The following is a 24,365-nucleotide window of genomic DNA, read 5'->3' on the forward strand; positions in this document are numbered from 1 at the left end:
AATATTAAACCTGTTTACAATTTATAGAACAGGTTGATTAATAAACATTTTTGGCTTATAGTAAAGCCTTGAAGTTTTAACTTTAGAAGTTTTGTTGAAGTTATTGTTTTGAAGTATTGTGTACGTTATCCATAATAGAATATAAATAAAAAACTGACGCCAGTTTAAGATCTCGATTATGCTTCGAGCAACCATTTTAGAAACTTCAAATCTAAAACAATTCCTCTGGGCTTTTCAAACCTAAAAAAAAAACTATTATGTACACAAGCTTTTTTAGAGAATGTTATGTATTTCATCGAAAACTCAAAAAACCGTTACGGTTTTACCGTAAAAAGGGATCCTGTCCGCAGTAATACTTTTTTACTTCTACTAAAATTGGTAAATTCGATTGGTGTATTTTTAACTACTTTTAGTTTTTATCAAAAAAATCTGCCATTTTATCACCAACCATTTTTAGAAATTCAGCCTCTTTTATTGTTTTATCAGAATTGGGTCTTTCTATAAATTTGACACTAGTGTCTTTTATTATTATATGTGACGCGTAAAATGTTAACTTTCTATTTATAGTTGCTTCTAATATCAATCCTGGTAAGCCAGTTAATCCGTTTGGACCATAAGAAACCGCTATTTTATTAGTAAACCAGGCTGTAATATTTGAGTTTAATGACTCCGCCTTATAGCATGTGAAATCTCCTATTTGTTTTGTTTCGTTCATAATTTTCCAAGACTCTTTGTTAAAAGGCATCAAAATATTAAAATTTATCCCAGAAAAATTCTTGTTTAATATTTTCACCGAGTCTTGTGTGCTTGTGTAGTAAAGTCCTCGAATAGATATGGACGCCATATTATAATATGGATCTGTATCTAAAGCCATTTTTTCAACTTGATAAAAAACACTTTCTTTTGAATTAAACTGAAGACGACATTCAATTAATTGACTGGCCTTGTTAATAGCCGTTATCCTGTTTTTAATAGAATTATCCAAGTTTTGATTTTTTAGATCATCTATTACTTTAACTTTATAATGTATTGTAGATATCGTCTCATGCTGTTGAGCAGTTGATATATGGATACAAAAAACTAAACTTAAAAAAGATGGAAAATACTTAACAAAACTAGGATAATTCATATGTGATAATTTACTTACTGGAGTGAATGCAAATAATGAATATTAACAACCCTGAATAAGCAATAAAACTAATTCAGCTCCTTGGTCTTCAGAATAACCGTAATTTTCCATATTGTAGAAAGCTATTTCTCTTGCCTCATCAATACAGTCTTTTTTCTGAATTACCTCTTTGGCTATACTTTTATTTGATGTCATACTCATCATAAAGATAGACAAACAAAAAATACTCAATAATTTTCTCATAATTTCTAAAATATTAAACCTGTTTACAATTTATAGAACAGGTTGATTAATAAACGTGTTTAGCTTATAATAAAGCCTTGACGTTTTAACTTTAGAAGTTTTGTTGAAGTTTTTTTTTTGAAGTTTTACTTGGCTATTCTGTATCCAGAACATAAAAAAAAGGGACGCCAGTCTGTGATCTTGATTGTGCTTTTGGCAACTATTAATGGACTTCAAAACCCTAAATAATCACCTTCAGCACCTAAACCTACCAATTTAAAAAGCAAAACACCTATTTTTAAACGTTTTTTTTGCAGTTCATCAAAAAGTGCTGAAAATCGTTATTTTCAATTACGGTTTTCCCGTAAAATGACCCAGTTTCAGCACTTTGGGTTTTTTGAGGTTTTTGGAAACAGACTTTGGAAAGGCGTTTTGAAACGTTAATTTGAATTAGCGCTCCATTTTAATAAGCAAGTTACATTATTACATAAAATATATAAAAAGAAAAAATTATTCGTTATGTCCATGTTTCAATACGTTAACTTTTTTAAGCTAATTTTTTGAAATCTACGCTTTCTATATAAAGAAGCGTGTAAAAACCAGATGTGATGTATTTATTGGTGTGTATGTTATTAATTGTTTAACTAATTTTAAAAATAATTAAACAAAATTGTTTTAATTTTAGTTTTTGTCATTCTATCCAAGTACTTTTGTATCATGATGAAGCTAACTTGTAAAGACGTTTTTCGTTTATCCAGACCTAGATTTTGGATGTATGTGTTGGGCACTTTTCTTGTTGGGGTTATAGCCTCTGGCAATTTATTTTTATACGATACGGCCACAACGTGGCTTTTAGTGGCGTTCGGCTTGTTTTTCTCGTTACCAGCAAATGTTTTTATATACGGTGTTAATGATATTTACGACTATCAAACCGATGTGTTAAACGACAAAAAAGTGAGTTATGAAACCGTTTTACCTAAAAATAAACACAGGAGTTTGTGGTTGGTTATAATTTTGTTAGTAATACCTTTTTTGCCTTTATTTTTTGCTGTTAACACGGCAACTAAATATGCCTTTTTGGTATTTTTATTTACGGGACTGTTTTATTCTGCAACACCAATTAGAGCTAAAAGTAAGCCACCTTTAGATGTGTTGTTTTCTGCTATTATTTATGTGTCGCCAGCGTTGGTAGGGTTTTTTATTACAGGTAACACGCATATTGAGTGGTTAGCTGTGTTGGGCGGTCTTGTTTGGGCTTTTGGTATGCAAACCTACTCTGCTGTTCCAGACATTAAAGCCGACTCCAAGGCAGGAGTACGTACGTTGGCTACCATGTTGGGTAAACAAAATGCCTTATGGTTTTGTTTGGCTGCTTATATAATTTCGGCATTTATTTGCTATTACTATATTGGGTTGCTTGCATTGGTTTTTGGCCTGGTGTATACGGTTATTGTTTTATTAAGTATGTATAACGCATCTAAATTATTTAAATATTACACCTATTTTCCCCTAATAAATGTTGTATCTGGTGCTAGTTTGTTCTTCTATTTATTTTTTAAATCGCTGGGTTAGTTTAGTTACAATTGTTTAAGTGGTTTAGACGCTTTAATATTCATGACGCGCTTGTAAACTAACTCTGCCGAAATTAAACAAATGGGCATTCCTATTCCTGGGCTTGTTCCAGCGCCAACATAATATAGGTTTTTAACCTTTTTGCTGTAGTTTAGCGGTCGTTTTAAGGTTTGCTTAAGTGTGTGCGCCAATCCTAAAGCAGTGCCTTTATAAGCGTTATAATCTCTTTTAAAATCGTCACTCCAATAGCAGCGTTCGTACACAATATAGTCTTCTAAATTTGGAAGATTTAAATCGGTTTTCATAAGATTTAAAATTTTCTGGCGGTAGGTGGAGGCTGCTCCTTCAGAAATTGTTAAACCCGGAGGTATGGGAACCAAAACAAATAAATTGTCGGTGCCAGGTGGTGCTAATTCTGGATCTGTTTCGGTTGGTTTACAAATGTAATAACTTGGATCGTTAGGAAGTTGAGGGGCATCAAAAAGTTCTTTAAAATTTTGTTTCCAATCGGCTCCAAATCGTAAATTATGATGGCTTAAAACATCTAACTTGCGGTTTAAACCAAGGTACATGATAAAAGCACTTGGGCTAACTACAGCTTTTTCCCAATAGCGTTCAGGGTAGGTTTGGTAAGGTGTGTCTAGCAGTTGCGTTTCTGTAAACCACAAATCGGCATTCGAAATTACGGTATCGGCATGTAAGGTGCTTCCATCCTTAAATTGAACGCCCGTAGCACGTTTTTTTTCTACTACAATTTTTGTTACCGGTGCGCTGGTTTTGTATGTAACACCATGTTTTTTGCCTATGGCAACGAGTGCGTTTACAATTTCATAAATACCACCTTTAGGGTAATATACGCCCATATTAAAATCGATGGCATTCATAATATTGTACATGGCCGGTGTTTTGGCTGGATCCGATCCTAAAAACACCAAGGTGTATTCTAATATTTTTTTTATTCTGTCGCTTTCAAACCATTTATTTAAATAGGATTGCATGGTTTGAAACGGATTTAATTCAATCCCTTTTTTTATAATACGCCATTTTAAAAAATCTGTTGAAAAACCCAAATTACGGTACATAAATGTTTCTTTTGCCATTTCGTACTGCTCTCCAGATCGTTTTAGATATTCTTTAATTTTGGGTGTAATACCTGGTTCTAGCTGCTCAAAAAGAGGAAGGTCTTTTTCTAGATTGGAATAAATATCTACTATGGGTAATTCATTGTCGCCCGAGAAAAACACACGATATGACGGGGCAAGTTTTACCAAATCTAGATGTTCGGTAATGTCTTCATTTAGTAATTTAAAATAGTGTTCAAAAACGTCTGGCATTAAGTACCACGAGGGTCCCATATCAAAAGTGTAGCCTTCTGCTTTAAAAATATTTGCGCGCCCACCTAAGGTGGTATTTTTTTCTATAACGGTAACGTTATGACCAGATTTTGCCAGAAGCGCCGCAGCGCCTAAACCACCAATTCCGGAACCTATAATTATAATGTTCTTTTTCACATTTGTAAAGATAACGAAGCTTTTAAAGACTTAAAAACCTATTTAAAGTGTAATTATAGAAATAACTTGCCGCTATTGTAAAAACCCAAATACTTGCCTGATAAAGCCAAATGGATTTGCCAATTACCAAAAAAGCTAGTACGCTAAGCCAAAAAATAACTTACTTTGCCAGTGTAAAACCAATTAATGCTGTAAGGGACTGCACTTGCAGTGTTAATTTTGAATTATTTTTTCTTACAGATTAAAAATCTAACTCATCTGGAATAACCTCTGTGGGTGCATTTTCGGCTTTTTCTGTAACGTAAGCTTCACAATCTACCGGAATACTTAGGTTTTCTGGAACTGGGAACTCACCTGTATTAACATCTAGTGTCTCGTCCTCCATGCAACTGCGCATGTACAGCGCCCAAATAGGTAATGCCATAGCGGCACCCTGCCCGTATGTAATGGTTTTAAAATGCGTAGCTCTGTCTTGGGCACCTACCCAAACACCCGTAACTAAATTAGGAACCATGCCCATAAACCAACCATCGCTTTGGTTTTGTGTGGTGCCTGTTTTTCCAGCAATGGGGTTGGTAAACTGATAGGGGTATCCTGTTATAATTTCGCGGTAGTCTGCTCTGTAGGCATCGGCTCCTTTTGTACGCAAGCGGGTCCCCGATCCACCTCGCGTAACACCTTCCATAAGTTTAACAGTAACATAGGCGGTTTCTTCGCTAATAACATCGCGAGATTCTGGTGTAAACTGATATAAAATGGTGCCATTTTTGTCTTCAATATGGGTTACCATTACCGGTTTGGTATAAACACCCTGATTGGCAAATGTAGCATAGGCCGCTACCATTTCGTAAACGCTTAAATCGGCTGTTCCCAACCCAATAGACGGTACGGCAGGTATATTGGACTCCACTCCTAATTTTTTAACCAAATCTATAACCGGTTGTGGGCCTACTTTATCCATAAGTCTGGCGGTAACCGTGTTTACAGAACTGGCTAAAGCCGCTTCAAGCGTTAGTTCGCCAGCGTATTCGCCATCGGAGTTTTTAGGTGTCCAAGGTTCGGGATTGCCATATTTTAAGGCTTCTATGGTAATTTGCGAACGCGGCATTTTATAACAAGGCGATAAATGCAATTGATCTATAGCTGTGGCATAAACAAATGGCTTAAAGGTAGAGCCTACTTGGCGTTTGCCTTGGTAAACATGGTCGTACTGAAAATGCCGGTAATTCATACCGCCAACCCAAGCTTTTACATGTCCTGTTAGTGGGTCCATAGACATTAAACCAGGATGCAAAAATTTCTTGTAATACCGCATGGAGTCCATGGGTTTCATAATCGTGTCGATTTCGCCTTTCCATGAAAAAATAGTCATGTCTGTTGGTTCGTTAAAAGACGCTATAATTTCTTTATCGCTTTTACCAGCCTTTTTCATAACACGCCAGCGTTCAGATTGGCGCATACCACGATTCATTAAATCGTCTATCTCGCTTTGGGTTAACTCCAAAAATGGTGCGGTAGGGTTGCGGTCTGGTGTGTTTTGGTGGTCGAATTCGGCTTGTAGCCTTGGCATGTGCTGTTGTACTGCTTCTTCGGCGTAGGTTTGCATTCTGGAATCGATGGTGGTGTAAACCTTAAGGCCGTCGCCGTACAGGTTGTATTTTTCGCCGTCAGGTTTTGGGTTGTTTCTAATCCAGTCTTTCATAAAACCATCTAAATAGGCGCGGAAATAGGTAGCAATTCCATCCCGATGCGATTGCGGGGTGTAGCGTAAACCTAAATCTTCTGCTTTTAGCGAATCGCGCAGGGTTTCAGAAATGTAGCCATATTTTTCCATTTGGTCCAATACCACATTGCGACGGTTTCTGGTACCCACTGGGTTTTTATGATCGCGTGGGTTGTACAAAGCCGAGTTTTTAAACATACCTACCAACATGGCAGATTCTTTTATGTCTAGTTCGTTTGGTTCTTTGTTGAAGTAAATACTGGCCGCAGACCGAATACCATCGGCATTGTTTCCAAAATCGTAAATGTTAAAATACATGGCAATAATTTCTTCTTTGGTATATTGCCTTTCTAATTTTGTTGAAATAATCCACTCTTTTACTTTTTGGGTATATTTATCGAGGCCTTTGGAGCGCACACCTACAAACAATTGCCTGGCTAATTGTTGCGATATGGTACTGGCGCCACCCTTATTTCCTAAATACACAAGGGCGCGTAGGGTTCCACGGGCATCAATTCCAGAATGTTCGTAAAAACGAGCGTCTTCGGTAGCAATAAGCGCATCGACCAAATGTTTTGGAAGCTCTTCAAAACTTACGGGTGTCCGGTTGTCGTTGAAGTAAAATTTACCAAGCGTTTTGCCATCCGATGAGATAATTTCGGTGGCCAAATTAGTTTTTGGGTTTTCTAAAATGGTATAGTCTGGTAGTTCGCCAAACACGCCCCAGGATGCTAATAAAAATAGCATAACCACCGCGGTAACACCACTTAAAAATAACACCCAAAACCAGCGAATATACGCTTGATAAGAATGGGATTTGGTTTCTTTAGTTTTTGTTTTTTTGGACATGTTATAAATAAACTAATTTATACAGTAATTATTGTGGTATTTCGGGGTATTCTATTCGGAAACCCACGTCGGTTACACCTTTTAGGTTTACGAGTCCGTTTTCTTCACCATTTTGGCGCATGGCTTGTTGAATACTTACTTGGTAGGTGCCGGATTCGTTAAATATAACGTTTTCTTTATACCACAATTTATTCTCTTTTATATCGGAAAAACCGGTTCCTAGTAACGTGCCATCAGGTTTGGCCATTTTGTATTCCAAGGTGTCTGCTACAATTTTACCATTAGGAAAATTCATTTTAACAATTAAAAATAAGTTGTTAAATGGATACTCGTGGTTGTTGCGCACATTTACAAACAAATTATACGGGTTAACAGAGTCTGGAGCTTTAAAGTTAATTTTTACTACCGAGTCTTTATGCCACTGGTTTGGTAAGGTTTTATACGTATCTAAAACCTGTTTGGAGTCGCAACCCAAAAGGGTAAACAAACATATGGCTACAAAACTTAAAAATTTATTTCGTGTCATTAGGGTTGTTCTTTTTTCCTTGTGGCTTCCGCTTTCTGTTATTAGGTCTGTTTGGTTTATTGGCACTTGTTTTTGTGTTTGCCTCTTTTTTTACCGCCTCCTTTCTGGGGTTGGGTTTGTGTTTGGCTTTAGGTTTGTTTGCTGCTTTGTTGGTTTCTGCAGTGGCGTTATCTTTGGCCTTGTTGTTGGGTTTTTTACCCTTACGGTTATTGTTTTTACGTTTTTTAGCGCGTTTTGGATTATCAAAACGTGTTAAACTGTCTTGGCCTACAACATTTTCATAATCGCTTTTGGTGTCTTGAAGCAGTTCCACTGCAAATTCTTCCAAGCTTATAGGCTTTTTCTTCTGTTTATTTAAGGCAATAATATGGTTGGCCTGTTCGGTGGTTATAAGGTGCCAATTCATCCATTCGCCTTCATAGGCATACCACATATGACCCTTAAAAATATCGGTTTTTTGGCAAACAGCTGTGCCTTTTTCGGTGTATAGTTTAATATCTGTTTTCGGAAAATGCTTTAAGGCATCTAGATAGGTGTCTAGTTCGTAATTTAAACAACATTTTAGTTTGCCGCACTGGCCGGCTAATTTTAGCGGGTTTAACGACAGTTGCTGGTAGCGGGCTGCCGAGGTGCTTACCGATCTGAAATCTGTAAGCCAAGTGGAGCAACACAACTCTCTGCCGCAAGAACCAATGCCGCCTAAACGGGCTGCCTCTTGGCGAAAACCAACCTGTTTCATTTCTATACGGGTTTTAAACTCGCGTGCAAAAAGTTTAATAAGCTCTCTAAAATCCACGCGTTCTTCGGCGGTGTAGTAAAAGGTGGCTTTACTGCCGTCTCCTTGGTATTCGATATCCGAAATTTTCATTTGCAAGTTAAGGTCTATTGCAAATTGGCGCGCCTTTACTTTCATAGGCTCTTCCAAATCGCGAGCATCCGACCAAATATCGATGTCTTTTTGCGAAGCCTTTCGGTATATTTTAAGGAACTCTGGGTTTTTCTCTGAAACCTTTTTTCGACGCATTTGTACCTTAACCAATTCGCCCGTTAAGGTTACCATTCCTATATCGTGGCCATATTCGGCTTGTGTAGCCACAATATCGCCAATGCTTAAGGTTAAATTTTCTGTGTTTTTGTAGTAGTGCTTTCGGCCGTTTTTAAAACGGACTTCAACCCAATTAAAAGGCGCCGCGCCATTGGGTAACGACATATTGGCCAGCCAATCGAATACGGTTAGTTTATTGCAGCTGTCGGTGCCGCAAGTTCCATTGTTTTTGCATCCTTTTGGCTGACCATCTTTTCCTGTTGAACAACTTTCACAAGCCATAAATTAATACTGTATATTGATTCTGAAACGCAGGGCTTCAGAAGACGATTAATAATTTGAAATAGTCTGTAAATATACTATTATTCTACTGACTTGAAAAGTCTATTTTTTAAAAGCAACAAGGCGTAAGTTTCTGTTTAAATACACCTGTTAAACCAGGTGTATTTTATTAGTTGCCTGTGTTTTATATCAGGTAAAAATGTATTGTATTAAGAGCTATTTGGGTGCTTTTATATGATCAAAAATGTTTCGTAAATCTTTTTTATACGTTAAATGGCTGGCGCGTCCTTTTTTAAAGATGTCGTTACTATTGCCTTGTCCTCTGCGCATGGCTTTTTGCTCTTCATAGGGTAATTGTATGACTTCTTGACAACTAGTAGAGCAGCAATTTTCCATTTTTTCTTTGCAAGCATCGCATTGAATAAAGAGTAGGTGGCAGGCATCGTTAGCACAGTTGGTGTGCATGTCTGCAGGTTGGCCACATTGGTGACAATTGGCTATAACGTGTTCTGAAATACGCTCCGATCGGCGCTGATCGAACACAAAGTTTTTACCAATAAATTTATTTTCTAAACCTTTAGCCTCTACTTGGCGCATATAATTAATAATGCCGCCCTCTAACTGATACACGTTTTTAAAGCCTTTGTGTTTGTAGTAGGCGCTTGCTTTTTCGCAACGAATACCACCGGTGCAATACATAACCAGTTTTTTATCTTCTTTATGTTCGCGCAGGTCGGCTTCAATTATGTCTAAAGATTCTCTAAAAGTATCTACATCGGGTTTTACGGCATTAATAAAATGGCCAATTTCGCTCTCGTAATGATTGCGCATATCTACCAAAATAACGTCTGGATCATCAATAAGTTGGTTAAATTGTTCGGCTTCTACATGAATGCCTTTGTTGGTAACATCAAACGTGTCATCGTTTAATCCGTCCGCTACAATTTTATCGCGCACTTTTACTTTTAGTTTTAAAAAGGCAAAGTTATCGTGTTCAATGGCAATGTTTAAACGGACATTTTTTAAAAATGAAATGGTGTCCAGAAATGATTTAAAACGGTCAAAATTGGTTGCTGGAACAGATAACTGGGCGTTAATGCCTTCTTGCGCCACGTAAATTCGGCCTAAAACGTCTTGGGCGTTCCAGTTAACAAATAAGTGGTCTCTAAATTTTTTGGGATCGTCAATTTTTGCGTATTTGTAGAAAGAGATGGTTAAGCGGTCTTGCCCCGCTTCCTCTATAAGTGCAGCTCTTTCTTTAGCGCTTAAGGTATTGTACAGTTGCATGCTATACTAATGTTTAAGGTTAAAGATTAAATGAGCCACAAAGGTAATATTTTTTGTGTAATGAGAATTTGCAGCAAACAAAAAGTCCTTTGCAGGATGTGCAAAGGACTTTAAGTAGACTAACTCGTTATTACTGTTTTTTAATTCAAAAAAAAATAATAAACCGAGCTAGCCACCATCGACCTTGCAATTGCTGTTAAAGAAAACAGTAACGGCAACGCCTAAAGCTTTAACTAATAATATTTTTCGTGTAAATTTCATAGCAAAAGTTTCCCACTTTGTTTAGTAGATGCAAAAACAGTAAAAAGGTTGCGTATTAAAACTAAAAAGTAAAAAAAGTGTCGTAAATTAGCCATAGTTTACAAGATAAAACATACAAAAATGAGCAACGAAAAAGACGCTAAATTAAAAGCGCTAAAACTAACGTTAGATAAATTAGATAAAGCTTACGGCAAGGGAACGGTAATGAAAATGAGCGACCAAGCGGTTGTAGATGTTGAAGCGATTCCTTCGGGCTCCTTGGGTTTGGATATTGCTTTGGGAGTAAATGGTTACCCGCGTGGCCGTGTTATTGAAATATATGGACCAGAATCGTCTGGTAAAACCACCTTAACGCTACATGCTATTGCCGAAGCGCAAAAAGCTGGTGGTATTGCGGCCTTTATAGATGCCGAACATGCTTTTGACCGGACCTACGCCCAAAAATTAGGCGTGGATATAGATAACTTAATTATATCGCAACCAGATAACGGCGAACAGGCTTTGGAAATTGCCGATAACTTAATTCGCTCTGGCGCTATCGATATTGTGGTGGTGGATTCTGTTGCTGCCCTAACGCCAAAAAGTGAAATAGAAGGCGAAATGGGCGACTCCAAAATGGGATTACACGCCAGATTGATGTCGCAAGCCTTACGAAAACTAACGGCCTCAATAAGTAAAACCAATTGCACCGTAATATTTATTAACCAATTACGAGAAAAAATTGGGGTTATGTTTGGTAATCCAGAAACAACCACGGGTGGTAATGCCTTGAAATTTTACGCATCGGTTAGGTTGGATATTAGGCGCTCTACGCAAATTAAAGATACAGACGGTAATATTCAAGGTAATAAAACACGTATTAAAGTAGTTAAAAACAAGGTGGCTCCGCCGTTTAAATTGGCCGAATTTGATATTATGTACGGCGAAGGTATTTCTAAAGTTGGAGAAATACTGGATATTGCTGTGGAGTTTGATGTTATTAAAAAGGCCGGTTCTTGGTTTAGTTATGGCGACACCAAATTAGGGCAAGGCCGCGATGCTGTGAAAGCCTTAATTAAAGACAATCCAGAACTTATGGAAGAGCTGGAGCTTAAAATTAAAGACCTAATGAAACCCGCATAATAAAAAAATCCCAATGAAAATTGGGATTTTTTTATTTCAAGACGCAACCTTTTAGCGGGTATTGTATCTACTAGTGGAAACACGGGGTAAACAAAGTCTCAAATTATGAAAAAAATTATAGCGTTTGCATGTATGTTAATAAGCTTTTCTTGTAGCTTACCAGACGATACAGAAAAAACCTATGTTGAATTATTGCCTATAAAAAACGCCATAGTACCAACTGAATTTCAGCGTGGCCAGATTTACGACATTTTCATTACTTTTGAAAGACCTTCAGAGTGTCATGCCTTTAAAGATATTTATGTAAAAGAAGATTCAGATGGATATTTTTTTGCCGTCATGTCCACGGTTTTTGAAGCCAATTACCCATGCCAACCATTAACGGATGTTTTAGAAAAATCCTTTACGTTTAAACCCGGAGAGCAAACAATGTATGTGTTTAAATTTTGGCACGGAACCAATGAACAAGGCGAGGAGGATTATTTAACCTTCGAAATTCCTGTGGTTGATTAATTAACGTTTAACTAAAAGTGTTTCATTTGAGTTTCAAACAACTCATACAAAAATGTAGTAATAATGATACGCAGGCACAAAGTGAATTATACCAGCTCTTTTCGGGCAAGTTGTTTTCGGTGTGCTTGAAGTATTCTAGAAATTACGCGGAAGCAGAGGATAATTTGCAGGACGCGTTTTTGACTATTTTTAGTAAAATAAGTCAGTTTAAAAATAAAGGGTCCTTTGAAGGTTGGTTAAAACGCATAGTAATAAATACGGCTTTGCAACGCTACAGAGGTCAGGGTGTTTTTGAAATTATAAATGAGGATTTTATAGAGGATGACACGGTAGAGCTTGATGACGATGCAATTTCGTTGGATTTTCTTTTGAAACTAATTCAAGCACTACCAGACAGATATAGGCTGGTGTTTAATATGTATGTTTTGGATGGCTTTTCGCATAAAGAAATAGCAGAGTTGTTACATATTACCGAAGGGACCTCGAAATCTAATTTAGCACGTGCCCGAAAAATATTAAAAGAAAAGATAGAGGCCTACAAAGCCGGTTTTAATGCCCAGTCCTTATCATGAGCAATAAGAAACATATAGACAGAATTTTTCAAGAATCGTTTAAAGATTTTGAAGTGACGCCTAACCCAAAACTTTGGGAAAATATAAAAAGCGAACTGCCTAGTGCCCCAAAAACTCCTAAAACATCCAAATTATCTTTTTTTTATAAGCTACGTGTTCTAGGTGTAGCTGCCTTACTTGTGCTGTTTATTAGTATTGGTTACAAAATGGTTACCAGCGGTGTAGAGGAGGTGCCTGTAACAAATTCGGTACATACCAAAACCAAAATCTTGCAGCCAATTCCAGACACCAATGCAAGCAACAAGGGTTCCGACCAAGTTTCAAGCGCACCAAGCAGTATGGATAGTGCTTCAAAAGCGGCAGTAACTACACAAAAAAACACAAAAACTCCTAGTGGTAATAAACCTATAGTTATACAAAAACAGGAACTAGTTATACCTCCAAAAGCTGTTTTACACAGCAACAAACAACAAGTGGTGGCTTCTACAAAATCCGTTTTGGATTCAAATAAAAACGAGGCTTATAACAAGGGGTTGCCTCTTGAAAAAAAACCAACAGAATTGGGTAGTATGGCAGCTAAAAACACCATAGATAACACACCTTTAGCAACCAACCAAGTTAACAACGAAGCCCTACATGGCGCAACGGGAACGCAAAATACTAAAGACAGCACTCCAATAGTTGGACCTTTAAAAAGGGCATACATTGGCACCGGTATGGCTTCTAAACCAACAAAATCGAGCCAAGCAAAGTCTATTAAAACCAGCACTGCGAAACGTGCCCAAACCAGTAACCAAAAACCAATAAACACAAATTCGGTAGCTTTTACTATCAACAGCGAGAACCAAAGTAAGCATACGGCAGCTAATAAGCAGTCTGCCGTTGCTGCTTCGGCAAATGCTAATCCAGCTGTAAAGCCCGTTTTAGAACCTTACCCTAGCAGGTTACAGCAAGAACACACGTTTGTTATACCAACACCGGATTCTGTGCAATTGCCATTACAAAGTATTGAAGATGCTATAGCACGGCTTGAAGCGCTTCAAACAAAAACTAATAAGGAATCATTAAAAAATCGCTGGCAGGTAGCAGCTAACTTGGCGCCGGTTTATTACAATACAATGGGTAAGGGATCGCATATAGATGCGGAGTTTGTATCTAATTCTAAAAGTGGCGAAACCAATACCAGTTACGGCGTTCGTGTTGCCTACAATATAACTAAAAAGTTTAGTGTGCGTTCTGGTTTTAATTCATTAAACCTAAGCTACGATACAGATAATGTTATTTTATATAACTCACCTAGTACCACAAATCCAAATCTGGAAAATCCGTTGCGTAATATTACACTTGTCACAGGCAGTACTACCTTAAGTGCTTTTAGCGGTGAAAATTTAGGATTCCAACAAATAAACAACGAATTGTTTAACGCCGCCATAAGTCAGCGATTAAGCTATTACGAAGTTCCTGTGGAGATGGCGTACAAACTTGTAAACAATCGTTTTGGTGTACACCTTATTGGTGGTGTAAGTACCTTCTTTTTAAACACTAATGAAGTTTATTCGGAATTCGATTCGTATAAAACGTATATGGGAGAAGCCAACAATATTAATAGTGTAAGTTTTAGCACCAATGTAGGTCTTGGCTTAAACTATAAATTTACAAACACCTTTCAGTTTAATTTTGAACCCACTTTTAAATACCATGTAAATGGCTATAAAAATACTGCTGGTAATTTTAGGCCCTATATAATAGGTGTTTATACGGGGTTTAGTTATCAGTTTTAATGTTTAGTTAGATTGGTGTTGTTATATTTTTAAGCAACACAATATGTAAGAAAGCTGCTCTGTGCCAAGAGCGGCTTTTTTTAATTGGTTTGTAATGCGTTTAAAATGAGTAAGCGTGTTTGTTTATTAAGCATTTTGGTATCCGAAATTTGGAGTCCTTTGGTAGGAATAAACGGAAAACCAATGGCGCGCATTTTACCCGGACTTCCGCTAAAAAAAGTAAAGGGAAACCGTTTCTTGTTGTCTAAAAACACTAACGGAACTATAGGGATTTGATGATTAATAGCTAGCCTAAAAGCACCATCTTTAAAGTCGTCTAAAATAACATGCTCATTGGGTACACCGCCCTCTGGAAAGATACAAATACTCAATCCCTGTTTTAAACGGCGCTGCGCTCTTAAAAAAACGGCTTTTCTGCTTTTTTCAGAACTTCTATCTACCAAAATACACGTACGCTTATAAAAGAAACCGAATAACGGAATTTTAGCCAATTCTTTCTTACCAACAAATACAAACGGATTTTTAGAAACAACCAGCATGAGCATAATATCAGCCATGGAGGTGTGATTGGCAATAAACATATAACTAGCTTTTCGTTTTGGCTTTTCGGCTAAAGAAATGTGCGTTTTAAACCCCATGCCAATTAAAATAAAACGTGCCCAAAAACGCGCTAGCTTATAAAAAAAAGGATACCAAGCTTCCTTTAAAATAGAAATTAAAAGCAAGGGCAATAAGCCAATAATAGGAAGGGCAACTAGCACATAAAACCAAATGCGATAAAATAGCCAGAATATGTATTTAAAAACGCTCATAAGCACCAAAACTACTTAAATTAATTGAGCTTTTATGCTAAAAAAATTACCTTTGACATATTAAAACAAATTTGAACTTAAAACAAGATTCCCATTTCCATGGGAAATGAGCATGGCAAGAATACTAACAGGCATACAAAGCACAGGAACACCGCATTTAGGTAATATTTTAGGCGCTATTTTACCAGCAATAAACATGGCAAATAAACCAGAAAACGATTCGTTTTTATTTATTGCTAATTTGCATACGCTTACACAAATTAAAGACGCAGAACAATTAAGGCATAATACCTATTCAACGGCCGCCACGTGGTTAGCTTTTGGGTTGGATATAGAAAAAACGGTATTTTACAGACAAAGTGATGTGCCTCAAGTGACCGAATTAACCTGGTACTTAAGTTGTTTTTTTCCTTACCAACGCTTAACGTTAGCGCATAGTTTTAAGGACAAAGCCGACAGACTAGAGGATGTAAATGCAGGGTTATTTAACTACCCTATGCTTATGGCTGCGGATATTTTAGCTTATGATGCTGAAATTATTCCTGTAGGAAAAGATCAGCTACAACATATAGAAATCACACGTGATGTGGCATCTCGTTTTCATGCCCAAATGGGAGAAACATTTGTGTTACCAACCGGAAAAGTTGCAGACAACACCATGTTAATTCCTGGAACAGATGGTGAAAAGATGAGTAAAAGTCGCGGCAATTTTATCAATATTTTTCTAGATGATAAAAAACTCCGTAAGCAAATCATGTCCATCCAAACAGATAGTACCGCTCTCGAGGACCCTAAAGATTGGGCAACTTGTAACTGTTTTGCACTATATAATTTATTAGCTTCTGATGATGAGATTACTGCTATGAAATCCAATTACGAAGCGGGCAATTATGGTTATGGCCATGCCAAGCAAGCTTTGTTCGAGCTGATTGTAGAAAAATTTGCAGAACCTCGTGAACGCTACCACCATTATATGAATAACCTCCACGAAATTGATGACGCTTTAAAAGTTGGTGCTGAAAAAGCAAGCAAGGTTGCCGATGTGGTTATTGCAAGAGTTAGAGAGAAGGTTGGGTATTAATTTTATAAACTAAACAGCCCGATTGGGTGGTTTAGTTTTATTATGCACAACTTAAATTATCAATATCATCAATAACCCATTTACCTTTTACATTTCTCACAAAAACTTGGTAACTACAGCCACAGAGTTTCCCGCAATTAAAACCTACATTTATAAATCCATAAGTTTTATCTTTATTGAAATAAACTTGGTAAAGATAAAGCATCCCAGAAAATTGATGTAAATGTCTATCTTCCTTGTTCGGGTACTTTTCCCATTCCTTAAATCTTAATTCATCTAAAGATTCAGAGTATTCTGATTTATATTTTAATATATAGCTGTCGGGCATATCTATTTTAGATAAATCTAATTTAAAAGACGGCTTAAATTCTAAAGTTTCTATAAATTGAGAATTTCTTAAATTAGAATATCGTTTTAGATCTTCTTTGGAATACCCTTTTACAGAATCAGAAACTATTACAATTAAAGGAGCGAAATTTGTTGTTTCCAAATATTTACTATGATTTTCACGGTATTGATTAAATACCTCATCCATCTCTTCTTTGTTTTTATATTCTCGAGTATATTCCTTATTAAAAGTATCATTAGGATTAGGTGGCGGAGGCGGAGGTGCCATCATTTTCCTAAAGTCTTGAAAGGTTTTTTCAATCAGTTCTGGGAAAATATCCTCAAATACTTGTTGCTCAATATTTGATTTATTTGTCTTATTACAACTTGATAATGTAATAAGTGCAAGTGTAAACAAAAAATATATTTTGATTTTAAACATACTATTATTTTAATTTAGATTAAAATTATTCATCACAACTATTTATATGATTACCTGAATACACTATACTGCTCAAAACCAAAAACTCTCCGAACTCTTGATTTGAAATATAGCCTGCTGCAACACCGTAACTACTTAATCCCTCCCAAGAAAAGCCCTTGTAATGTTCTATTGATTGTGCATTCTGATCAAATTCGCGTATACCTTGCGCTATATTATCTATATAATGTGCTGCCATATAATTATGTTCAGCAGCAGTAGCAGTATCATTTTGATTACCATTATTATAAAAGTTCCATAATTTTAAATACCAATTAAATAAGTTCTGTGGCATTGGGTTAGGGCCTTGATTATCCGCAATAAATATCCTATGCAATTCCGCATGAATCGTTTCATGCATGATAATACTTGCTAAATCAATAGCATTTCCATTTACATAATCTGGATCTGTCTTTATATAAATTAATCCTGTATCTTCTGGCATTGGAGTATGTGCTGGACTATTTGATGGGGAATCCGCAACCATAAAAACAATTCTAAATTCACTATCATTATTTGTAAATGCTTCTGAAACAGTTTTGAATAAATTATTTCCTTCACTTATAAGTTCATCCAAAACGGATTCAGCTTTGGGGCCTATGAATGAAGGGTGTTTGATAATTTCATTTTCAAAATCCACTAAACCACCTTCATCTATTGCTTCAATAGCTTCTATCACAAAAGCCTTCGCTTCCTCACTACAACCATTATGATTCAAATAGTCATTTGCTTGTGTTGCTAAAGATTTACTGTTTTGTAATTCAGTAATCATGAGGTTATTTAAAAACGTGTCATCAGATGTTTCCGAAATTACTACTCCGTTTATACATGCTACAACTTGTTGCCATGGTAAAGGTACTACTGGGGTTGATAATATTGGAGTTTGAGGTGAGGCTGTACCAGTGGAGCTTCCGCCAGGCGTGTAAGCACCAGTACCATTTGTATTTCCCTCTAGAAAGGTATAACCACTACTTGAACCATTTGGCCCATCACCTGTATTAGCCCATTCGCAGACTTGAGACTCTAAGACCCAAATCCATACAAACAAGGGTTCTCCTCCCATATTATTACCCTCATTATTAGATGTATGTACATGTGTCCATAACTCAACACATGCCAATTCAATGGTAAGGCTTTGGGTGTTATTTGGTGTAAAGGCAACTTCATCAAATACAATAGCTATATATTTTGTAGACAGATTATCTAATCGTTCTGTTTCAAGAACTTCATACTCGGCTTTAGAAAAACCATATTTAACAATATATGCATTATAAGTACCTTGATCGTTGGATTGAAAAACTAGGTTCTCTAATCTATCATCCTCAAGAAAATCTCTTATCAAAGGAAAACTATATGAATGGTAGCCAGTTATATTGTCTTCAATATATTTAACATAATCCGTTTCAATTGTAAAACCATACTCATTATTATAAATTTCTCTGTTAAGTACAGAGTTAGATGGTTCTAGATTAGTAGATTTAGAACTAATTTTATTCAGTTTTTTCTTTAAATCAGAATTCGTTTCAAAAAAGTCTTTGTCAACTCTTTTTATGGTATAACGCAAATGTGGCGTTCCAATACTGGATGGATTAAAACCATCATCTGTTTGACAATTATAAAAAAATAAGGCACGCTGGTAAAATGGTAAACCTTAAAAATATGGGTTTAGCCTTGCTCTGTTTTGCTCTGTTTTGTATAATTCATGATAAAAATTTAAGTAGGTTACCCTGCAAACCTAAAACTTATATCTAACTTTTATACTACGTATTTCTACGTAATTTTTGGGTTTTCGATGAACTGTAATATACGTTTTCAGAAAAATTATAACATACCGAGGAATTAAATTTAGTATAAACTATTTTAAGAGTTGGATAGCAAGAAAGAACCCATGAAGCCGTTTATACCTTTGTTGCTGTTGATGAAACAGGACGACCAATTCAAGTTCCTGAAATTACACCAGAAACCGATTTAGAAAAAGAACGTTTTGATGCCGCTTTAAGACGCAAACAACTGCTTTTGGTTTTGGCTGGAAAAATGAAACCGAATGAAGCTACGGAATTAAGGGCTTTGTTTCAGTAGGATTTAATCTCTTATATATTATAAAATAAAATAGCCTGAATTTTTAGTTCAGGCTGTTTTTTTTTAAACTTAAATTTACTTCTTTAAAGGTTAATTTTTAATTAATGTTTTTCTCTTTCTAATGGAATACAAAAGAAAATCATCGCCTTTAATTTTTCCTTGCCACTTGTATTGCTTATCTACCAAATGCCATTTACCATTCTCTTTGTAAGCAAAAATTTTGAAAATCAAGTTAAAACTTCTTTGTATATAAGTTACAGTTACAAAATCAGATGAATAATTTATATCTTCTACTGTATAATAATCCTCATATAATTCTTCAAACATTTTATTTTCAGACCACAACTTAACAGTTTCCTTTTTTAATCCTTTTTCAATACAGTTAGTTCTAAAATTATTTTTTAAAACAATGGAATCCCTATCGGCAAGTGCTGGTTTAAATATCAATTCAAGGATTTGCTTCAAGTCATCATTAGGTATTTCACAAAAGGTTTGCGAAAACCCATAAGATGTGAAAAAATAAAGTAATAATACGATCAATTTTGATTTCATTAATTACGTTTTTTTAATTTATATCCTTTGAAGTATTCACTTGAATTATTTGGGTTGAGCATATAATCTCCTATTACATCTAATTCAAAATCATTACCTTCTTCGCCATCATACATATCTCCATTATACAAATAATCCCCCAAATGAGTTACTTCATGAAGGATAACAATCCCGATAAAAAAATTTAAGGCATCTTCACTTATAGTTGAATTACTCTCCAATTCAGCTGCTAATTCGGTACTCAATAGGATAGTGTTTTCATCATAGCCAAATTGAGGTCCATAGGCACCCCAACAACATGGCATATCGATTATCATAATTGTTACAGAAGAATCGTTTCCCCATTTTAGAGCATTTTTAATTTGTTCATTATTCAAACTACCATATTGATTCAAAGCATTAATAATTAAATTATCTTTAGATAATTTAGGAAATTCCATACTTAAATAAGCTGTAAGTTTTGGATATTGTTGTTTGTATTGACTAGACAAATCATTGGGGTATTTTACAAATGGGAAAGTGGAAATTACTGAATTTTCCATTAAAGCTTCCAAAGCCGCAATCACAAAAGCCTGCGCTTCCTCACTACAAGCGTTTTGGCTCAAATACTCATTTGTTTGTGTTGCTAAAGGTTTACTGTCCTGTATTTCAGTAATCAGGAGGTTATTTAAAACGGTGTCGTCTAGAGGGTTTGTAATACCATCGCCATTTATACATTTTACAACTTTTTGCCAGGGTAATAGTACTAAAGGAGTTGTAGCATCATTATTATTTTCAGTCTCATTATCTCCACCACCATTATTAGATGATCCGCCATTGTTATTATTTGGAGGCATATTTTCAGGACCTGGATTACCAGGTTCGCCAGTATCTGAACCGCCAGAACTGCCACAGTCACCTATTGTCGCTATAGTATCTTCAGTATAGCCTGGGCAATCGGTTCCATCGGGAAGATACCCATCTTGGTGATTCCCATAATAGCAATAAGCATAAACAATTTCCAAACAGACAACAGTTTTATTAAAAATATTGGATATTAATCCAGTATCAGTAATTTCATATTTGCTTATTTTATTCTCTAAATTTACAAGAAATCCATTTTCAATATCTAATTTTTCTTGTGCCGTGGTATGGTATGTTACAATAAGCGTTTTGTAATTTCCGTCTGGTTGTAGAGACAACACTAAATTTTCTATAGAATCTGTTTTTATTGTGCGTTCTATAAGAAAAGTGTAAGAGTGGTAAGTACCGTCTGTGCTTTCCATATAACTAACATAGTCTGTATTTATAGAAAATCCGTATTCATTAGAAACCACCGTTTTGTTTCCAGAATTGCCTTCATGTTTTGTACTTAACTTTGAAAGCTTTGAAAGCTTGCTTGTTATTTGGCTGTTAGCTTCAAGCGCTGATTTTCCAATTTTAGAAATCTTAAATCGCGAATGAACTTGGGCTAATTCTGGTGCACTGGTAATAACATCATCCTTTTGGCAGTTATAAAAAATAAGGCATGCTAGTAAAATGGTAAACCTTAAAAATATGGGTTTAGCCTTGCTCTGTTTTGCTCTGTTTTGTAAAATTCAAGATAAAAATTTAAGTAGGTTATCCTGCAAACCTAAAACTTATATTTTACTTTTATACTACGTAGTTCTACGTAATTTTTGGTTTTTCGATGAACGGTAATATACGTTTTCAGAAAAATTATAACATACCGAGGCATTTAATTAAGTATAAACTATTATATTAATTAGATAGCAAGATCCAGCCAATTAAGCAATTTACACCTTTGTAGCCGTTGATGAAACTGGACACCCAATTCAAGTACCAGAAATTACACCTGAAACCGAATTAGAAAAAGAACGTTTTGATGCCGCTTTAAGACGTAAACAATTGCCTTAATATTTACTAAATAAAAAAACAGCCTGAATTTTTGTTCAGGCTGTTTTTTTATATAATTTAATTAATTTGATAAATCCGTTGGCACAACATTTTTCCTAGTACCTTCATAAATCATGGGTAACATATAATAAGTTATTTCATATTTACCCGTTGAAGTGTTAAACGCACCTTCTCTTTTTTCTATTAAAAAAATCTTTCTTTTTAAACTTAATTCGTTGTGGATTTGCCACCACTCTTTATTCTCTGAAAAACTTTTTATTGTTTCAAGTTTTACTGTATCAATATCAATTTCCTTACGCAACTCTTTTAATGTGTAGTAATCAAACTCTCCGGTTTTTTTAAATCCTTTTACATTTTGAATATCGAAACCATAGTAATCCGTAGAAAAATCTTTATCATTACTAACTATTGCAAATCCAGTTCCAATATTCTCTTCAAAGCTATATCCAAAATAAGGTTTATCAATTAGTAAGTATAGTGTATTGCTTTGCCCAAAGTTTATATGAGTAATAAAACCCATTAAAAGCAGTATAAAATGTCGTCCCATAATTAATTACAATTGTTAGTATATTCAATTCTAGCTGCGGTCTCTACATAATTTTTCTTGGTAAATTCCAAGGAATTGTTTTGAATATTATTTATAAATTCTTGAGTACCCTCTAGACCAATCCAGCTAATATATTCCATTAATTCTTGTAATGAGAAATTGCCATATAAGTTTAAGTTATCGTTGTTTACATTACTTAAAAAATCATTAGAAGCGTCATTAAGCCATGGATGGATATCAACCAAATTTTGTGCCATTGTTGTCCTATAATTTCCAACAGAAAACAAATCGTGATTCCATTGAGAATTCGTACCACCAAAATTTCTATATTGTTCTACCAGTATAGCGAATAAAGCATCAGAAGTATTGTAAGTTATAGAGGTATTAGTAAAATTAGGGTTGCCTACTGCATTGAAAGCATTTATTATACCGAGCTGAACGCATCTATCTAATAATTCTGCGTGAATACTTTCATGAATTATCATTAGTGCAATTTCAATTATTGACGCGGTGTTTACGACATTTGGAGAAAGAAGAATATCAAATGATGTTATACCATTATTTGTTCTACCTTTAGTAAAAGCATCCTCACCATTTGGAGTGTTTGCTATCTTAAAAGTTATTCTTGTATTTTTCGCACTTTCAAAATGATCATTGATAATATCATTAAAAACTGTATTTGATAAGCCTTTTAACTTATCATAAACACATTTCACTTTTTGATTGTTTAAAACTGTTGAGTCTAATATTACATTATCATCCCAATCTACTAAACCACCTTCATCCGTTGCGGAAATAGCCGCAATCACAAAAGTCATAACCTCAACACTTGGACATGCATTTGGGCTTGGTCTGTTAGCATCTATATAGGCTTCTATTTGGCTTGCTTGTCCTTTATTTGCTTGTAACCAAGATAACGCATTGCTTTCCATATCCAATAGTCCTGGCATACACGCTAAAATATTTTCCCATGGCTGTGGTGTGTAGGTTGGCGTGGTAATATTTGGGCCACTGCCACCTCCTAGTGGGTTTTCTGGATCATTAGTTGAACCTGTTGGCCCTCCTCCTTCATTATTAATACCTGAACCTTCTATACATTCTGATATAGTATAACTTTCCATACAATTGCAAGGTAAACCATCAACATCATATCCTCCACCATGCGTAGGTACACTGCATCCACACCATGAGAAAAAATAATAGGTGCAATTTGTTGTTAATTTCCCGAACAAATCTATTGCTAATCCTTCTGCATTTATTTCTGTATAACTTGTCTTACCTTCTAAATCAACATAAGTACCTAATGATATGGCTTGCAGTTCTTCTACTGTTATATTATAGCTCGTAATAAATGCTCTATATGAACCATCAGGTTGTCCAGACATTAGCAAATTTTCCAAAAGCATTGAAGCGTTCTCCCTATAAATTGGAAAAGTATAAGAATGGTAATCACCTGTATTAGTTTCAATATAGGTGGCAGAATTAATATCTATAATAAAACCATTATCTGGACTCGTAATTAATCTATCATTATTGCCACTGCCCATTGAAGATGATTTTTTACCCATTTTTTGTAATGAGTTCATTAATTTTTCATTACCCTGTAAATCAGATGTTTTAAGTTTTAAAACTTTAAATTTAGATTCTTTTATATCCTGCTTTAAAATTTCATCATCCTTCTGGCAATTATAAAAAATAAAACAGACTAATAAAATGGTAAACCTTAAAAATATGGGTTTAGCCTTGCTCTGTTTTGCTCTGTTTTGTATAATTCATGATAAAAATTTAACTAGGTTACCCTGCAAACCTAAAACTTATATCTAACTTTTATACTACGTATTTCTACGTAATTTTTGGGTTTTCGATGAACGGTAATATACGTTTTCAGAAAAATTATAACATACCGAGGAATTAAATTTAGTATAAACTATTATAATAGTTGGCCTACGAGACAGAGCCAACGAAGCTATCTACACCTTTGTAGCCGTTGATGAAACCGGACGACCAATTCAAGTGCCAGAAATTGAACCTGAAACCAAATTAGAAAAAGAACGTTTTGATGCCGCTTTAAGACGCAAACAACTGCCTTTGGTTTTGGCTGGAAAAATGAAACCGAATGAAGCTACGGAATTGAAGGCGTTGTTTGAGTAAGAATTGTTTTAATATTTACTAAATAATAAAACAGCCTGAATTTT

Annotated in this window: 20 protein-coding genes and 3 pseudogenes; 9 read left to right on the plus strand and 14 right to left on the minus strand. The window is 35.4% G+C overall.

All coding sequences use genetic code 11. The features are described from left to right. Positions 1–409 precede the first annotated feature (409 nt). Both ACFSQP_RS07240 and ACFSQP_RS07245 read right to left on the minus strand, forming a co-directional pair. A complete protein-coding gene (locus tag ACFSQP_RS07240; RefSeq protein ID WP_376892882.1) occupies positions 410–1,129 on the minus strand; it encodes a GLPGLI family protein in 720 nt (239 codons plus the stop codon). 42 nt (positions 1,130–1,171) lie between these two features. Continuing rightward, positions 1,172–1,372 carry a hypothetical protein gene (locus tag ACFSQP_RS07245; protein WP_376892883.1) on the minus strand — a complete coding sequence of 67 codons (201 nt, stop codon included), beginning with the start codon at positions 1,370–1,372 and terminating at the stop codon, positions 1,172–1,174. Positions 1,373–2,068: 696 nt separating this feature from the next. Between ACFSQP_RS07245 and ACFSQP_RS07250 the strand changes: the two genes are divergently transcribed. Further along, positions 2,069–2,923, plus strand: coding sequence for a prenyltransferase (locus ACFSQP_RS07250; RefSeq protein WP_376892885.1), 855 nt, complete (start codon positions 2,069–2,071; stop codon positions 2,921–2,923). A 5-nt stretch (positions 2,924–2,928) separates the two neighbouring features. On the opposite strand, the gene ACFSQP_RS07255 is transcribed toward ACFSQP_RS07250, so the two are convergent. The 5 genes from ACFSQP_RS07255 to trhO form a co-directional block, all read right to left on the minus strand. Beyond that, on the minus strand, positions 2,929–4,434 hold the full coding sequence (locus ACFSQP_RS07255) for a phytoene desaturase family protein (RefSeq protein ID WP_376892887.1): 1,506 nt from the start codon (positions 4,432–4,434) through the stop codon (positions 2,929–2,931). Positions 4,435–4,675: 241 nt separating this feature from the next. Then, positions 4,676–7,006 carry a penicillin-binding protein 1A gene (locus ACFSQP_RS07260; RefSeq protein WP_376892889.1) on the minus strand — a complete coding sequence of 777 codons (2,331 nt, stop codon included), beginning with the start codon at positions 7,004–7,006 and terminating at the stop codon, positions 4,676–4,678. Positions 7,007–7,034: 28 nt separating this feature from the next. Further along, a complete protein-coding gene (locus tag ACFSQP_RS07265) occupies positions 7,035–7,532 on the minus strand; it encodes a gliding motility lipoprotein GldH (protein WP_376892891.1) in 498 nt (165 codons plus the stop codon). Next, the gene (gene ricT, locus ACFSQP_RS07270) at positions 7,519–8,859 is read right to left on the minus strand and encodes a PSP1 domain-containing protein (RefSeq protein ID WP_376892893.1); all 1,341 of its coding nucleotides are present in this window, start codon (positions 8,857–8,859) and stop codon (positions 7,519–7,521) included. Before ricT ends, ACFSQP_RS07265 begins: the two co-directional genes overlap by 14 nt. A gap of 216 nt (positions 8,860–9,075) precedes the next feature. Beyond that, positions 9,076–10,146: an oxygen-dependent tRNA uridine(34) hydroxylase TrhO gene (trhO, locus tag ACFSQP_RS07275; protein WP_376892895.1), complete on the minus strand. Its 1,071-nt coding sequence runs from the start codon at positions 10,144–10,146 to the stop codon at positions 9,076–9,078. Between the two features lie 381 nt (positions 10,147–10,527). Here trhO and recA point away from each other — a divergent pair, with 381 nt between their 5' ends. From recA to ACFSQP_RS07295, 4 genes are all read left to right on the plus strand, one after another. Then, positions 10,528–11,529 carry a recombinase RecA gene (recA, locus tag ACFSQP_RS07280; protein WP_376892897.1) on the plus strand — a complete coding sequence of 334 codons (1,002 nt, stop codon included), beginning with the start codon at positions 10,528–10,530 and terminating at the stop codon, positions 11,527–11,529. Between the two features lie 105 nt (positions 11,530–11,634). Beyond that, entirely contained in the window at positions 11,635–12,042 is a 408-nt protein-coding gene (locus ACFSQP_RS07285; protein WP_376892899.1) for a hypothetical protein, read from the plus strand. A 26-nt stretch (positions 12,043–12,068) separates the two neighbouring features. Beyond that, positions 12,069–12,614 carry an RNA polymerase sigma factor gene (locus tag ACFSQP_RS07290; protein WP_376892901.1) on the plus strand — a complete coding sequence of 182 codons (546 nt, stop codon included), beginning with the start codon at positions 12,069–12,071 and terminating at the stop codon, positions 12,612–12,614. Further along, a complete protein-coding gene (locus ACFSQP_RS07295) occupies positions 12,611–14,395 on the plus strand; it encodes a hypothetical protein (protein WP_376892903.1) in 1,785 nt (594 codons plus the stop codon). Before ACFSQP_RS07290 ends, ACFSQP_RS07295 begins: the two co-directional genes overlap by 4 nt. An 80-nt stretch (positions 14,396–14,475) precedes the next feature. Here ACFSQP_RS07295 and ACFSQP_RS07300 read toward each other — a convergent pair whose 3' ends face one another. Further along, on the minus strand, positions 14,476–15,207 hold the full coding sequence (locus ACFSQP_RS07300; protein WP_376892905.1) for a lysophospholipid acyltransferase family protein: 732 nt from the start codon (positions 15,205–15,207) through the stop codon (positions 14,476–14,478). Positions 15,208–15,319: 112 nt separating this feature from the next. Here ACFSQP_RS07300 and trpS point away from each other — a divergent pair, with 112 nt between their 5' ends. Continuing rightward, on the plus strand, positions 15,320–16,288 hold the full coding sequence (gene trpS, locus ACFSQP_RS07305; RefSeq protein ID WP_376892907.1) for a tryptophan--tRNA ligase: 969 nt from the start codon (positions 15,320–15,322) through the stop codon (positions 16,286–16,288). 40 nt (positions 16,289–16,328) lie between these two features. Here trpS and ACFSQP_RS07310 read toward each other — a convergent pair whose 3' ends face one another. Both ACFSQP_RS07310 and ACFSQP_RS07315 read right to left on the minus strand, forming a co-directional pair. Beyond that, positions 16,329–17,057 carry a hypothetical protein gene (locus ACFSQP_RS07310; RefSeq protein ID WP_376892909.1) on the minus strand — a complete coding sequence of 243 codons (729 nt, stop codon included), beginning with the start codon at positions 17,055–17,057 and terminating at the stop codon, positions 16,329–16,331. 25 nt (positions 17,058–17,082) lie between these two features. Next, a complete protein-coding gene (locus tag ACFSQP_RS07315) occupies positions 17,083–18,660 on the minus strand; it encodes a hypothetical protein (RefSeq protein ID WP_376892911.1) in 1,578 nt (525 codons plus the stop codon). 320 nt (positions 18,661–18,980) lie between these two features. Between ACFSQP_RS07315 and ACFSQP_RS07320 the strand changes: the two are divergent. Further along, positions 18,981–19,175 (plus strand): annotated as a pseudogene (locus ACFSQP_RS07320) (acyl-CoA thioesterase); the annotation flags it as partial. Positions 19,176–19,265: 90 nt separating this feature from the next. Here ACFSQP_RS07320 and ACFSQP_RS07325 read toward each other — a convergent pair. Beyond that, the gene (locus ACFSQP_RS07325) at positions 19,266–19,727 is read right to left on the minus strand and encodes a hypothetical protein (RefSeq protein ID WP_376892913.1); all 462 of its coding nucleotides are present in this window, start codon (positions 19,725–19,727) and stop codon (positions 19,266–19,268) included. Continuing rightward, positions 19,727–20,992, minus strand: a complete 1,266-nt coding sequence (locus tag ACFSQP_RS07330) for a hypothetical protein (protein ID WP_376892915.1) — start codon at positions 20,990–20,992, stop codon at positions 19,727–19,729. Before ACFSQP_RS07330 ends, ACFSQP_RS07325 begins: the two co-directional genes overlap by 1 nt. Before the next feature lie 505 nt (positions 20,993–21,497). Between ACFSQP_RS07330 and ACFSQP_RS07335 the strand changes: the two are divergent. Further along, positions 21,498–21,617, plus strand: a pseudogene (locus tag ACFSQP_RS07335) (acyl-CoA thioesterase); the annotation flags it as partial. 67 nt (positions 21,618–21,684) lie between these two features. Here ACFSQP_RS07335 and ACFSQP_RS07340 read toward each other — a convergent pair. Next, entirely contained in the window at positions 21,685–22,170 is a 486-nt protein-coding gene (locus tag ACFSQP_RS07340; RefSeq protein WP_376892917.1) for a hypothetical protein, read from the minus strand. Positions 22,171–22,172: 2 nt separating this feature from the next. Then, on the minus strand, positions 22,173–23,756 hold the full coding sequence (locus tag ACFSQP_RS07345) for a hypothetical protein (RefSeq protein WP_376892919.1): 1,584 nt from the start codon (positions 23,754–23,756) through the stop codon (positions 22,173–22,175). 355 nt (positions 23,757–24,111) lie between these two features. Between ACFSQP_RS07345 and ACFSQP_RS07350 the strand changes: the two are divergent. Continuing rightward, a pseudogene (locus ACFSQP_RS07350) lies at positions 24,112–24,321 on the plus strand (acyl-CoA thioesterase); the annotation flags it as partial. Positions 24,322–24,365 lie beyond the last annotated feature (44 nt).

Source organism: Bizionia sediminis, from assembly GCF_042684585.1.
Lineage (GTDB): Bacteria > Bacteroidota > Bacteroidia > Flavobacteriales > Flavobacteriaceae > Algorimicrobium > Algorimicrobium sediminis.

What these genes read in the sequence shown, in the direction of transcription:
- trpS (WP_376892907.1), top strand. Translation starts at nt 15,320, where the DNA reads ATGGCAAGAATACTAACAGGCATACAAAGCACAGGAACACCGCATTTA.
- ACFSQP_RS07325 (WP_376892913.1), bottom strand. Translation starts at nt 19,727, where the DNA reads ATGAAATCAAAATTGATCGTATTATTACTTTATTTTTTCACATCTTAT.
- ACFSQP_RS07310 (WP_376892909.1), bottom strand. Translation starts at nt 17,057, where the DNA reads ATGTTTAAAATCAAAATATATTTTTTGTTTACACTTGCACTTATTACA.
- ACFSQP_RS07330 (WP_376892915.1), bottom strand. Translation starts at nt 20,992, where the DNA reads ATGGAAAGCACAGACGGTACTTACCACTCTTACACTTTTCTTATAGAA.
- ACFSQP_RS07295 (WP_376892903.1), top strand. Translation starts at nt 12,611, where the DNA reads ATGAGCAATAAGAAACATATAGACAGAATTTTTCAAGAATCGTTTAAA.
- trhO (WP_376892895.1), bottom strand. Translation starts at nt 10,146, where the DNA reads ATGCAACTGTACAATACCTTAAGCGCTAAAGAAAGAGCTGCACTTATA.
- ACFSQP_RS07240 (WP_376892882.1), bottom strand. Translation starts at nt 1,129, where the DNA reads ATGAATTATCCTAGTTTTGTTAAGTATTTTCCATCTTTTTTAAGTTTA.
- ricT (WP_376892893.1), bottom strand. Translation starts at nt 8,859, where the DNA reads ATGGCTTGTGAAAGTTGTTCAACAGGAAAAGATGGTCAGCCAAAAGGA.
- ACFSQP_RS07340 (WP_376892917.1), bottom strand. Translation starts at nt 22,170, where the DNA reads ATGGGACGACATTTTATACTGCTTTTAATGGGTTTTATTACTCATATA.
- ACFSQP_RS07345 (WP_376892919.1), bottom strand. Translation starts at nt 23,756, where the DNA reads ATGAACTCATTACAAAAAATGGGTAAAAAATCATCTTCAATGGGCAGT.
- ACFSQP_RS07285 (WP_376892899.1), top strand. Translation starts at nt 11,635, where the DNA reads ATGAAAAAAATTATAGCGTTTGCATGTATGTTAATAAGCTTTTCTTGT.
- ACFSQP_RS07260 (WP_376892889.1), bottom strand. Translation starts at nt 7,006, where the DNA reads ATGTCCAAAAAAACAAAAACTAAAGAAACCAAATCCCATTCTTATCAA.
- ACFSQP_RS07245 (WP_376892883.1), bottom strand. Translation starts at nt 1,372, where the DNA reads ATGAGAAAATTATTGAGTATTTTTTGTTTGTCTATCTTTATGATGAGT.
- recA (WP_376892897.1), top strand. Translation starts at nt 10,528, where the DNA reads ATGAGCAACGAAAAAGACGCTAAATTAAAAGCGCTAAAACTAACGTTA.
- ACFSQP_RS07300 (WP_376892905.1), bottom strand. Translation starts at nt 15,207, where the DNA reads ATGAGCGTTTTTAAATACATATTCTGGCTATTTTATCGCATTTGGTTT.
- ACFSQP_RS07265 (WP_376892891.1), bottom strand. Translation starts at nt 7,532, where the DNA reads ATGACACGAAATAAATTTTTAAGTTTTGTAGCCATATGTTTGTTTACC.
- ACFSQP_RS07250 (WP_376892885.1), top strand. Translation starts at nt 2,069, where the DNA reads ATGATGAAGCTAACTTGTAAAGACGTTTTTCGTTTATCCAGACCTAGA.